The organism is Limnohabitans sp. WS1, assembly GCF_003063265.1.
In the GTDB taxonomy this organism is placed as follows: Bacteria; Pseudomonadota; Gammaproteobacteria; order Burkholderiales; family Burkholderiaceae_C; genus Limnohabitans_A.
Genome location: NZ_NERU01000001.1, coordinates 440364 through 453372 on the forward strand (window position 1 = coordinate 440364; position 13009 = coordinate 453372).

The 13009-nt window shown below is 57.5% G+C and carries 9 protein-coding genes; 2 read left to right on the top strand and 7 right to left on the bottom strand.

Annotated features, from left to right (window positions below):
* The first annotated feature begins 25 nt into the window (after positions 1-25).
* Entirely contained in the window at positions 26-1096 is a 1071-nt protein-coding gene (locus B9Z48_RS02115; RefSeq protein ID WP_108377183.1) for an MBL fold metallo-hydrolase, read from the top strand.
* A 25-nt stretch (positions 1097-1121) separates the two neighbouring features.
* Positions 1122-3104 (top strand): response regulator, encoded by a 1983-nt coding sequence (locus tag B9Z48_RS02120; protein WP_108376974.1) that lies wholly within the window; start codon positions 1122-1124, stop codon positions 3102-3104.
* A gap of 26 nt (positions 3105-3130) precedes the next feature.
* Here B9Z48_RS02120 and B9Z48_RS02125 read toward each other — a convergent pair whose 3' ends face one another.
* From B9Z48_RS02125 to B9Z48_RS02155, 7 genes are all read right to left on the bottom strand, one after another.
* Positions 3131-4027, bottom strand: a complete 897-nt coding sequence (locus B9Z48_RS02125; RefSeq protein WP_089952870.1) for a hypothetical protein — start codon at positions 4025-4027, stop codon at positions 3131-3133.
* A 287-nt stretch (positions 4028-4314) separates the two neighbouring features.
* The gene (locus tag B9Z48_RS02130) at positions 4315-8118 is read right to left on the bottom strand and encodes a translocation/assembly module TamB domain-containing protein (RefSeq protein ID WP_146186216.1); all 3804 of its coding nucleotides are present in this window, start codon (positions 8116-8118) and stop codon (positions 4315-4317) included.
* Positions 8119-8153: 35 nt separating this feature from the next.
* Positions 8154-10016, bottom strand: coding sequence for an autotransporter assembly complex family protein (locus B9Z48_RS02135; RefSeq protein WP_108376976.1), 1863 nt, complete (start codon positions 10014-10016; stop codon positions 8154-8156).
* Positions 10013-11197 (bottom strand): VWA domain-containing protein, encoded by a 1185-nt coding sequence (locus B9Z48_RS02140; protein ID WP_089952864.1) that lies wholly within the window; start codon positions 11195-11197, stop codon positions 10013-10015. Before B9Z48_RS02140 ends, B9Z48_RS02135 begins: the two co-directional genes overlap by 4 nt.
* Positions 11198-11212: 15 nt before the next feature.
* A complete protein-coding gene (locus tag B9Z48_RS02145; RefSeq protein ID WP_108376977.1) occupies positions 11213-11824 on the bottom strand; it encodes a GNAT family N-acetyltransferase in 612 nt (203 codons plus the stop codon).
* Complete coding sequence (locus tag B9Z48_RS02150) at positions 11821-12060, bottom strand: hypothetical protein (protein ID WP_089952859.1); 240 nt, start codon at positions 12058-12060, stop codon at positions 11821-11823. The genes B9Z48_RS02145 and B9Z48_RS02150 overlap by 4 nt, the downstream gene beginning before the upstream one ends.
* Positions 12061-12070: 10 nt before the next feature.
* Complete coding sequence (locus B9Z48_RS02155) at positions 12071-12913, bottom strand: MoxR family ATPase (protein ID WP_089952857.1); 843 nt, start codon at positions 12911-12913, stop codon at positions 12071-12073.
* Positions 12914-13009: the final 96 nt, after the last annotated feature.

The following is a 13009-nucleotide window of genomic DNA, read 5'->3' on the forward strand; positions in this document are numbered from 1 at the left end:
CACATTTCCACCTTGCCTGTTGACCATGAATTTGGACACGCCCATTCCTGATCGCGTTGAAAAACCGACGCTGATCTACCCTTTTGAATCTGCACCGCAGCCGGGACAGTCCCTGGAGGTCGTGCCGGGGGTCCTTTGGATGCGGTTGTCTTTGCCGATGGCCTTGGACCACATCAATGTCTGGGCTTTACAAGACGAGGGGGGATGGGCAGTGGTGGACACTGGCATGCGCAACGAAACCACCATCGCGGCTTGGCAGGGGTTGTTGACCGGTTTGCCGCAGCCACAGCCCTTGACGCGGGTCCTGGTGACCCACATGCACCCTGACCATGTGGGCATGGCGGGCGCTTTGACCCGTCAATTCCATTGTCGCTTGTGGATGACGCGTCAGGAGTACCTGCATTGCCGTGTGTTAGCGGCCGATACGGGGCGGCAAGCGCCCGACGATGCCATTTCGTTTTTGCAACGGGCCGGTTGGGGCGAAGTGGCCATTCAAAATTATCGGGCACGGTTTGGTCATTTTGGAAAGTACATCCACCCCATGCCTGACAGTTATCGGCGCATGCAAGACGGTGAAGACATTCGCATTGGTGAACATGTGTGGCGCGTGATTGTGGGGACGGGGCACTCACCGGAGCATGCTTGTTTGTATTGTCCCGATCTCAAACTCTTGATTTCAGGTGATCAAGTGCTCCCCCGCATTTCCTCCAATGTGTCGGTGCACCCCACAGAGCCCGATGCCAATCCCATGCAAGATTGGTTGGCTTCGCTGGCCAAATTGCGGCGTGAAGTGCCCGACGATGTCTTGGTCTTGCCATCGCACAATGAATGCTTTCGGGGGCTGCACGCTCGGCTGGATTATTTGATGGCCTCTCAAAAGCGTTCCCTAGACCGCTTGCACAAAACCTTGAAAGAGCCTCGGCGGGTGGTGGACGTTTTTACGACTTTGTTTGGACGGCGGATTGACGAGTCCGATGCGGGTCTGCTGAATTTGGCCACGGGTGAAAGTGTGGCTTGTTTGAACTATCTGGTGTCTCAAGGCTTGGTCCGTCAAACCTTGGACGACAAAGGCGTGGCCCATTATCAGATGCGATGAAATTCTCCTTGAGAAAGAATTCAAAATGATCAAGTTTGTCCTTCCTTTTTTGCAAAATCGCATTGAACGGTCTCCACAGCGCTGCGATCTGGATTTTGAAGATTCACCTTTTGGTGTGGTGTTTGTCGAAGCAAAAACAGGCCGTTTCAAGCGTGTGAATGGTGTTTTTGCCAACTTGATGGGGCGTTCGGCCGATCAATTGCTGGGTGTGCGATGGCCTGACTTGTCGCCTTTGGCGCTGCAAAAAACACCTGTTTATGCGGAACAAGGGCCAGATCATTCGCGGCCATCACCCGATACCTGGGTGCAATCTTTTTTAACGGAACCCGGCAAATCCGTCGTGGCAGAGGTCTCGTGCTTGACGTCCATGAAAGATTCGCAAGATGAGCTTTTGTGGATTTACATCGTCAAAGACCTTGCTGACAAAATCGATGCACAAACTCAATTGCGGGTCAGTGAACAGCGCCACCGCGTGGTGGCCGACAGTGCACGCGATGTCATTTGGAGCATGAGTACCTTGGGTGAAATCACCTATGTCAGCCCTGCGGTTGAAAAGCTTCGGGGTGTGACGCCTGCAGAAGCCATGCAAATGCCCCTCCATGAAACACTGACGCCTCCATCGGCTGAGGTCAGCATTGCCTATTTTCAGCAAGTGGCCAAGGCGGTGCAGTGCGGAAAAACACCCGATAGTTTTCAAGGCGAGTTGGAGTATTTTCGCAAGGATGGTTCCACGTTTTGGACCGAGTGCCTGTCTTTTCCATTGATGGATACCCATGGCAATTTGGTTGAAATCGTGGGTGTGACCCGTGACATCAGTGAGAGAAAACACTACGAAGACTGCCTTCTTCAGGCCCGTCAGCAGGCTGAAATGGCCAACACGGTCAAAACCCGATTTCTCTCTCAAATCGGCCTTGCTGTGCAAACAGCGGTCAAGGATTTTCTACCGCACCTGAGCGCCACCGAGCCGGGTTCTGGCGGGGAGGGCGAGTTGAATTCAAAGTCGCTTCAAAAGGCGCAAAAGTCTGCCGCCTTTTTATTGAGCATGGCCCAGGATATTTTGGATTTCTCTCGTCTTGAAAACCGGGAATTGGTGTTGGTGCGTGAGCGATTTCAATTGTCCGATGTGTTGGAGACCTTGAATCGTTTGTGGGCCCAAGATGGGCCAGTGTCCAGACCCACCATCACCATCCATGTGGCCTCGGGTGTGTCCGATCATTATTCGGGTGATGCCTCGCGATTGGTGCAAGCCTTGTTCAACTTGCTGTGGGTTGCTGTTCAAAGTTCAGACTCGGGTTCTTTGGTGTTGCAGGTGGTGCATTTGGAGCGGGATCGGGATTTTGAAAATCTGCTGTTGACCGTTCGATCGCAAGCGGTTGACCCAAATTGTCATGTGCCAACCAGCGATGAGCGCCAGACGCAAGCTACATGTGGTGTTGTCGAGCAACAAAGGTCGATGGACTGGCATGTGGCCCTTTGCAAGCAGCTGGCTTTGCTGATGGGAGGCGATCTGCAAGCCCAGCCCGATGAGGATGGCAGAACCGTCTGGGGTTTGAAGCTTCGGCTTCAAGCGTGCAACGCTGGGGTCCATCGGACGCCAGAGGCCTTGGCGCGGTCTTGGCCTGGCACCCGCATCCTGGTGGTGGACGATCACCGTTCCATTCGGGATATTGTCAAACACGTTTTGGAAATGTCACAGGTCACGGTGGATGCGGCCGAAAATGGTTGGATGGCGCTGCAGATGATGGAAAGCCTCTCTTATGACCTGGTGTTGATGGATTTGCAAATGCCTGTGATGGGGGGGATGGATGCCACCCGCCATATTCGAAAGCAAGCCCGGTTTCAAAATTTGCCCATTGTGGCTTTGTCAGCTTCAGGTGATGACGATGAGCTTGAGCGGTGGAAGTCTGAGGGCATCACGGACCATTTGGTCAAACCTTTTGACTCTGAGCGATTGTGGTCCGTTGTGCAGCGACACTTGTCGGCCAAAAAAGTCGATTCGCCAAATTGAATGCATGACCCGATCGTCGGGCGGCTTCAGAGTGATCTTGTCTTGAAAAGCCAATGGGCCGCGCCATCGGGAATGCCACTGACGGGTCGACCTTGAAAAAATACCTGCAAGCTGGACCACTTGGGGCTGTGCACCAAAAATGGCGGATCGCCATAGACGCTGCGCGATGCCCCTGCCTTGAGTTCAAGGCTGGTCAGCTGATTTTGTTGGTCACGAACGCACAGGCTGACATCTTGCGAGGCTAAAAAGTGGATGTAATTGCCCGCCTTGATCGGATGGGCGGGTTCGTAAGCAAAGCTGGCGTGCCGAAGTTGGCCATCGCAGGCACTGACTTCTGGCTTGGGGGAGTGGGTCCAGGCGGTGCCTACGGCGGCTGAGCTGGGCATTGGCTGCAGGGCGTTCAAATTCAGCGAGGAGATGGCGATGTCGTCACTCGGGTCTGAATGAGGCTTTGCTGCATGGCCCGGCTCGGTTTGTGGCTTGCTCAGATTGAACAAGGGCTGCGCGTTTGGGGTGAATGCCAAACGCGGCCCCCACAGCTGCCAAGTCATCCAAGTCAGGCCACCCATCAGCAGCAAGGCGCTGGCTTGACGAGGGGTGATGAAACGAAAGCTTGGCCTGTGGCTTGGTGGTGTAACGGGGCCCAAGCTGGCAACTGTTGAAGTGCCCAGAGTCTGCTCAATGTTCTGCGGTTCATCAGGGGGAACCCATTCATGGCCTAATTTTTTGAGCAATTTGATGCCGGTATTGGCTTTGATCTGCGGGTTGTAGAAGCTGCCTGTACCGTGGCCTTCCAGTTCTTGGAGTTGGGCCAATGACAGGGCGTTGAGTCGAGCAAAGACCAAGCTGTCGGTTTTTGCTTTTTCTCTCAGTTGCTGAAGAAGCTGGGCTTCCTCTGTTCGCCAAATCAGGTTTGTATTCATGGTGCACCCTCTTCGAATCGAGCATGTTCCCAATGATTGAATGTCACGGCGTCGGCACAGTTCATGGCTTGTCGTTTGTCATGATGGCAAGGAGTGTTGCGCTTGGGCCCATGGCGTGATCTCTTTCAGGGAGTAATAAAGAGGATTTTAGAGTTACTTTTTTGAAATACTCAAGCCCCCTTAAGGCCACCCACCCCAGAGATGGTCGTCGTGTTTCAAAACTGCCGAGCCCATGGCGCTGCCCTGGAGTCCCAGGGGTATGGCTGCCCCTGATGGCGGGGTGGAGATCAGTCCTTGCGCACAGTAAAGATCAAGTCCAGCGCACTTTGCTGCCCCGCTTGCGCTCGCAGTGTCAGACGCCGCGAAAGGTCGTAAAAAATGTACAGACTGCCAAACGTGCCGCTCAGGCTGCTTTCATACGCCATGTAAAAGTCTTTGGACAGGCGCTTGCCCAGGGTGACAGCCGCGCCTGTGGCGTTGATGTCTGAGCGGCTGCCGCTGGCCAGTGAGATTTCGTCCAGGCCCAGACTGTTGGCCAATTCACCACTCAGGCTCTTGCCGTTGCCGCTCAACAGGACCAAAGCGGCTTGTTGCAGAACGGCCGATTCGGCCCCGCCGCTGGCCGCCGAGCGACCTAAAACAAGCCAAGCGAGCTTGTCGGCATCGGGCATCTCGGGGTCGGCGTAAAGGCGTATGCGTGGCAGCAAGGCGGTGCCAGACACCTGCACCCCGACACGCTGAGAGAGGTTGGGGCGCAGGGCAATGATGTCCAGATCGGGGTTGTCATAGGCCCCATTGAACCGCAGCACCCCGGTGTCGATGTCCAGTTGTTGGCCATACGCTTTGTAACGGCCACCTTCTGTGCGCACTTGGCCTGTCAACCTGGGCAGTCCCCGTGTGGCGCTGTTGCTGACCAGAAGGACTTGCCCGGCCAGACGCGTTTGAAGTCCTTGGCCTTGCACCTGAAAGTCCGATCCCAAGTCCAAGCGAATTTGGACATCGGGTGTGCCCAACCAGGATGTGGCGCTGGTGTGAGGGATTTTGGCAGGAGGGGTGATTTCGGTTCGCACCACCTTCACATCACTGCTCAGGCTGGGTGTGCTTTCTTCGGGCAAGATGAACAGGGCCTGGTCTGCTTGCACCAGACCCGACATGCGCCATTGCCCTTTGTCCATTTCGGCTGTGACCTCACCCGAGACGGCCAAGCGCCGATCGGCCCGGTTACTCACGCGCAGGCCCTTGGCTTGCATTTTCAGCAGCAGTTTGGCACTGCCCATGGGGTTGGCCAGCTCAAAAGCCGCGTTGCTGGCTTGCCAACCCAGCTGCCCTTGGGCCTGCAACTCACCACCTTGAGTGCCCGCACCGCGCAGATTCAATCGCTCCAAAATCAGTTGCTGCCCTTGCAAATGTGCGATCAGTTGGCCTTGGCTGAATTCGATGCCTTGCACCGCTGAGCGAACGGCCAGGTTGTCGGCTTGCAAACGGCCCTGCCACTGAGGCTGGCTGCGCGTGCCCGACAGCTCGACGCGGGAAGCCAAAGTGCCTTGAACGCGCCAGCCCGGTGGGGCCAGCAAAGACCAAGCCCCGACTTGTGGCAAATTGGCCTCGATCCAGCCCTGCACGGGCGCTTGTGCTGACCACTGCACACCTGCATCCGACCAATTCAATTGCGTGCTGGCTTGGGCTTTGACAGTGCCCATGTGTTCACTGTCCCAGTTCAGCGTGGTGTCCAGTGCCGAGCCATGGAGGTTCAGTTGCAAGCGGGCGTCACGCAGGCCCGCAGGCAGCCGTTGGCCTGGCATGCTGTCGGTCAGGATGCGCAAGTCACCCCGGCTGCGTTGAATTTGGGCGCTCATGCTCAATTGGGGTTGGGTGCGCATTTGCCATTGACCTTGCAGCAGCACATCACTTTGCATGTCAGCCCCAAGCAGTCCTGGTAGCCATGCCAAAGGCACGTCCTCCCATCGGGCTGCAGCTTGGGTTTGCGCCGCTGCGCCTGAGCCCATCGATTGCCACAAGCCCGCTTCCAGGAACAGCTTGGCCAAGCCTGGTGATGGGCCTTGCACCAGCCATTGCGCTGCATCCCACTGCACACGGCTTGGGGGCATGGCGAGTCGGGCTTGCCAAAGCCAGGGTTTTTGCAATTCCACTCGCCATGGGCGAGAACCCGATGGCACCGCCGCCTCCAGGCGAAAACTTTGTACCTGACCACGCCAATCTGGGCTCGTGGGGTCGTTGCGGTTGGCCGACATCTGGGTTTTCAGGTTGAGCGTGTCGTTGCCATGTGCCAAGCCCAAGTCGGCTTGGGCCTGCAGTTCTTTCAAATGGCCTTGGATTTGAATTTGTCCTGATCGTAGCAACCAAGGCGTCGCTTTGGCTGGGCTGTACTGCAGGCGCGGCGCGGACATGGTGACTTGGATGGCTGTGTCAGCCTGGTCAAATCCACCTTGCCAATCGGCTTTGATTTGACCCCGTCCGGACGCCTGCAGGCCTTGTATTGCGGGGGCCAAAAAAGGAAAACGCAACAGCCAGGCCAGGCTTTGTTGGGCATCTTGGACATCGACCTCCAGTCGGCCTTGGCCCTGGTTGGGCGCACCAAGGCCCTGCACTTGGGCTTGAAGTCCAGGCAAGCTCAACTGTGCCTGGCCTTGCAAGGATTGTTGCTGGGGGTGGTATTTGAATTGGCCGTTGAGCCGCGCTTGAGCGGCCTCCAAGTTCAAGCTGCGGATGTCCCATTCTTGCGGGGACCACTGACCTTGAAGTTGCAGATGCTGCCATTGCAGTGGGTTGCTGCTGTTTGGGGGCGCGGTGGGTGTGCCCGACCGTGAAGAGGGCACCACACTCAGGTCTGCCGACAAGGCGATGGGGCCAATGCCCGTGTCGCTGGCTTTGAGCTGGCCTTGCACGGGCGGGCCGGCCAAGGCGGTGTGCAACTGGGCCGGTGTCAGTGCTTGGAGCTCAATGTGGCCAGTCCAGCCTTTGGCGGTTTGTTGTCCAGCACCTGCCAACTGCCCCCCCGCCAACTGTGCTTTGGCCTGTGACACGGTCCAAAGACCTTGTTGGTAATCGGCTTGGAGCGTGAGTTGCGACGCGGGCAAGCGTTGCTGGTCCCAGGGGCCTGCATGCGTGTTTTGCCATTCGGTGTCCAAGTGCCAGCCCTGGCCATCGGGCGTGAGTTGGGTTTGTCCGCTCAGTCGGGTTTGGGGGGCACCAGGCCACAAGAGGGCCAAGTCCAAGGCTTGGGCTTGCAGCAGCGCCTGCACGACAGGTTGCGCTTGCCAGGGCTGAAGGCGGGCTTGCATTTGCAGTGCCATGGCCTCGAGAGGCGCGTTTGCATTTTTTCGGGCGGTAGGCTTGGAGGGGGCGAGTTGGGCTTGCGCGGTCAGCTCGGCCTTGTCACCAGAAAGCGGACCTTGCACCGAGGCCTCCAGTGACAGCACACCGGCCTTTTGAGCCCACGGGTCCGCTAGTTGGATCTGTCCTTGGATGCGCATGTCCAAAGCCATGGGGGCCACCGCTTGCAATTGCGCGGTCCCGCTGTACTGCCCCTTGGCCACTTGGCCTTCGTCCAGGGTGAGCGTGTGCAAGCGCTGGTCGTAGCCATAGTGGCCGCGCAGACCGGTGGCCACGGCTTGTGCTTTGTTGTGCCAAGTGATGCGGTCGATTTGCCAGTCCAATTGCACAGGCATGGGCAAGGTCAGTGAACTCAGGGCGGAAGTGGAGGACGCGGGGCTTTGGTCGTCGAGGTGCAATGCGCCCACACGCAAGGACTGGATGGGCCAAGGTTGATGCCAAAAACGGGACCAATCAAGTTGCACATGGGCTTGGTTCAGCTCGATGCGCAAGCCATTTTTTTCCCACACGAGTTGGCCAATCGGGCCGCCTTGTTGCAAATTGCCCGAAACTTCCAGTGCTTGCAAGCGCTGACCTGCGGGCAGCGCCCAGTTCACCCCTTTGATCACAGCGCCCAAAGAGCCTGAAGTGCCTGACCACAGCCACAAAGCCCATGCCAAACCCATCAAAACCAAAGGGCCCAGCAAAGCCGACAAGGCCATGGCTGAGCCCGCACGCCAAAAGGCGAACCGTCGCAAGGTCGGTGGGGCCGGGGAGGGCGTGGGAGGAGGCGTCAAAATGTGAATCCCACATTCATGTGCAAGCGCAGTTTGTGCACGGATTGACCATAAGCCAAATCAATGCGAACAGGCCCCACCGGGCTGCGCCAGCGGGCCCCCACGCCCATGCCCACTCGGGCTTTGAGCTGCTGGGTGGCATTGGTCACGGTGCCCGCATCGATAAACACAGCGCTCTCCCATTCGCTGCGTTGGTGATTCACCGTGATGGGCCTTTGCCACTCCAGACTGCCCGTGGCCAAGTAGCGACCGGCCAGCACCAAACCATTGGCCTGTTCGATGCCAATGCTGCCAGGCGCATAGCCCCGCACACTGTGGTCACCACCGGCCAAAAACAGCTGGGTCGATGGCAACTCGTTGGAGTTCTTGCTCACCACACCGCCCAGTTCGGCCCTCAACGACAAGCGCCCCGCCTTGTCCCCCAAGGGCTGCAAAAACAATCCCTTGGACAACCAGCGAACGTAGGGAATTTTTTGGTTGCCCAAGGTGAAACCAGCCCCCAACTCAACGCCCCAGCCCAGCCCCTGATTGGGAAAAGGCAGGCTGTCAAAGTTGCGCCAAGTCCAGGCGTAATTGCCGCTGATGGACTCTTGTTGTCCCCCAAGTCCATCTAGATTGATTTCTGCCGCATCGTATTGGGCATAGTACGAGCGGTCGATGCGCTCACCCAATTGGGTGCGACCCGCACGCCAGCGCTGGCTGTTGACCAGAAAACCGGTCAGTTTTTCTTGCTCCAGTTTGAGTGAGGTGTTCCAACGCCAAAGGCTGCTGTCGGGGGGGGCCAACAGGTCCAGGCCTGCGCTTTGCAGCTGCTTGTCCCAAGCCAATTTGCTGACCGAGCGCCAGCCCAGACCCGGAACTTGGTGGTGGGTGTGTTCCGCGGTGAGGCGTGCACCACTGTCACTTCGCACGCCCACACCCAAGACCCATTTTTGTCGCATGGCCTCTTTCAGTTCAATTTTCACCGGGGCCGCTTGCGCAGGCCCTTCCGAGTCAAGACTGACAAACACCGAGTCATAGAAACCGCTGGTCACCAAGCGCTGCTGCGCTTCGAGCAATGCGCTCTGGCTGTAGAGGGTGCCCAGGGGCAAGCGGGCCAATCGTTGGACCTGTTCGCTGCCATAGTGTGCTGTGCCGCTGATGTTCGTTGGCCCCAACAAAACCGAGGGCCCTGAATCGAAACTCAGGCTCAGCTGGACTTGGTTGCTGGTGGCATCCACCAAGGCCTGACTGTCCACCATGCGGCCCCATGGGTAGCGTTGGGCCAACAGTTGGCGCAGTGCCTGCGTTTTGGCACGGGTCCAGTCGGCCTGTGTAAAGGGCTCCCCTTCAGGCAAAGTCCATCCTTGAACGATCTCTTGTTTTTGTGTCAAGGCTTGCTCGTTTTGAGCAATATCGCCTTGCCACTGCCACTGCACTTGGGCGATGCGGGCAACGGGACCTGTGACCACGGACAAGTGCACCCGTCTGGCCGCTGTGGCACCTTCTGCAGGTGTTTGTGTCCAGGCGATTTGCGGGTTGAAAAAACCCAAAGTCGCCAGCAAGTCACGCACCTGCACATCGGCATCCAGGAGCAAACGGGACAACTCGGTGTCATCCAAGTCATTCAGACTGGCATAGCGTTGCAAGGCCAAATGTTGCTCCAGCCAAAGGCGGATGCTTTTGTCTTCGGTACTCACCACCAAATCAAAGGCTGGGGGGGAAGGAGAGGGTGGCGTGTCGGCCACGCAGGCTGTGGCCAATGTCAGGCCAAGCAGCAAGGTGCAGGCGGCAGAGCTGAGGCCTGTCTTGCGCGGCCCAAAGGCCTGGCCACCTCGTGGGGTCATTGAAAAGATGGCCAGCAACGCTGGCCGTTTCATTTGCTCAGCATGCGCATCGCATCTTCCAGGCCCTTGAGGGTCAGTGGAAACATGCGGTTGCTCATCAGCTGCTGGATGATGGAGATGCTTTGGCGGTATTGCCACACGCCTTGCGGCTCGGGGTTGATCCAGGCGAACTTGGGGAAAGTGTGGGTCAGGCGTTGCAGCCATTCGGCCCCGGCTTCTTCGTTGTTGTATTCAACGCTGCCGCCTTTTTGCAAAATCTCATAGGGGCTCATGGTGGCGTCCCCGATGAAAATCAGCTTGTAGTCCTTGTTGTACTTGCGCAAGATGTCCCAGGTCGGGAACTTCTCGGCGTAACGGCGCTTGTTGTTCTTCCACATGAAGTCATAGACGCAGTTGTGGAAGTAATAAAAATCCAGGTGCTTGAACTCGGCCTTGACGGCCGAGAACATTTCTTCGACGCGGGCAATGTGCTCGTCCATGGTGCCGCCCACGTCCATGAGCAGCAGCACTTTCACATTGTTGTGGCGCTCTGGCCGCATCAAGATGTCGAGGTAACCCGCGTTGGCCGCGGTTTTGCGGATGGTGCCGTCCAGATCGAGTTCTTCCACCGAGCCTTCACGCGCAAAGCGGCGCAGGCGGCGCAGCGCCACTTTGATGTTGCGCGTGCCCAGCTCTTGGCTGTCGTCATAGTCTTTGTAGGCCCGCTGGTCCCAGACCTTGACCGCGCTTTTGTTGCCGCCCTTGCCGCCGATGCGGATGCCTTGTGGGTTGTAGCCGCCGTTGCCAAAGGGTGAGGTGCCCCCAGTGCCGATCCACTTGTTGCCGCCCTCGTGGCGTTCCTTTTGTTCTTCGAGGCGCTTCTTGAGGGTCTCCATCAACTCGTCCCAGCCCATCTTCTCGATGGCGGCTTTTTGCTCAGGCGTGAGTTCTTTTTGCAGGATTTTTTCCAGCCAGTCGAGCGGCACGTCCTTGGTGAAGTCGGTCAGCATCTCCACGCCCTTGAAGTAAGCGCCGAAAGCCTTGTCGAACTTGTCGAAGTGCTTTTCGTCCTTGACCATCACGGTGCGGGCCAGGTGGTAAAAATCGTCGATGCTGCAGGCATCAGACGCCGGGCCCACCACATTGGCCTGCAGTGCTTCGAGCAGCGTCAGGTATTCGCGCACAGACACAGGCAATTTGGCAGCGCGAAGGGTGTAGAAAAAATCGATCAGCATGACGTCTTTCTGTCCTCAGGCTCGCAGGCGTGCGAGTTGGTAGTCCAAGTGCGTTTTCACATTGGGCCATTCACTGGCAATGATGCTGTAAACGCAGGTGTCGCGCAGTGCGCCAGCGCCCAAAGGGTGCGGGTTGATCTGGTGGCTGCGCAGCACGCCGTCCAGTTTGGCACCCAAACGCTCAATGGCGCGGCGGCTTTGTTGGTTGAAAAAATGCGTGCGGAACTCCACCGCGATGCAGTTCAGATGCTCAAAGGCGTGAGCCAGCAAAAGCCGCTTGGCCTCCGTGTTGAGCGGGCTGCGCTGCACACTTTGGCGGTACCAGGTCGAGCCGATTTCCACCCGTCGGTTGGCCGCGTCGATGTTCATGTAAGTGGTCATGCCCACGGCCTGGCCTGTGGCCGGGTCGATGACGGCAAAAGGGCACATGCTGCCCTTGGCCTGCAAGTCCAGGCGGCGGCTGATTTCAGCCGCCATGCCTTCGGGTGTGGGGATGGCGGTGTACCAGTGGTTCCACAGCTCACCGTCGCGCACGGCTTCCACCAGGGCGTCATGGTGTGCGTGCGACAGTGGCACAAGCTGCACGTGCCGAGCCGAGAGACTGATGGGTGAGGTCCAAGGATTCATGATGGGTCGCTGTCGTGGTGTTTGGCTTTTTGTTTGCCGCGCCAATAGCGGGCCAAGTGCAAACCCGCTCCACCGCCTAAGCCCACCAGCAAAATGCCGCCAATGCTGGCGTTGTCGTAGCCGGCGCTGAAAATATTCAGCCCCAACCATTGGCCTGCCCAGTAACCGGCCAAAGCACCGCCGACAAAACCAACAGCGTCCGAGATGCCTTCCATGAAAGGGTTGGGAGTGGTCATGGGATCTCGTTCAACGGTTGCGCTGGTTCATGAAGACCAGCTTTTCAAACAAGGTCACGTCCTGCTCGTTTTTGAGCAAGGCACCCACCAGCGGAGGCACCGACAATTTTTGGTCTGCGCTTTGCAGGGCTTCGAGTGGAATGTCTTCGGCCACCAGCAGCTTGAGCCAATCGAGCAGTTCGCTGGTTGATGGCTTTTTCTTCAAGCCGGGCAAGTTGCGCACGTCGTAAAAAGTCTTGAGGGCCAGGGCCAGCAGGTCTTTTTTGAGCGTGGGGAAATGCACATCCACGATCTGGCGCATGGTGTCCGCTTCGGGGAACTTGATGTAGTGGAAGAAGCAGCGGCGCAAAAAGGCGTCAGGCAGCTCTTTTTCGTTGTTCGAAGTGATGAAGACCAGCGGGCGGGTCTTGGCCTTGATCAATTGGCGTGTCTCGTAGCAATAAAACTCCATGCGGTCGATCTCACGCAGCAGATCGTTCGGGAACTCGATGTCGGCCTTGTCGATCTCGTCGATCAGGATGGCCACAGGCGTCTCGGAGGTGAAGGCCTGCCACAGAACACCCTTGATGATGTAGTTCTCGATGTCCTTGACCTTTTCTTCACCCAGTTGGCTGTCACGCAGACGGCTCACGGCGTCGTATTCGTACAGGCCTTGCTGGGCCTTGGTGGTGGATTTGATGTGCCACTGCAGCAGGGGCAAACCCAAGGCCTCGGCCACTTCTTCGGCCAACATGGTTTTGCCAGTCCCAGGCTCACCTTTGACCAAAAGGGGACGTTTGAGGGTGATGGCGGCGTTCACCGCCAGCATCAGGTCGGGTGTGGCGACGTAGTTTTCGGTACCTTGGAATTTCATGGTGGACAGTTCTCAAAAACAGGAATGAAGCTTGTCAGGATTATGAGGGCCAGCCCGATATAATCCGCAGTTGATTTTTATCAATCATTTGGATTG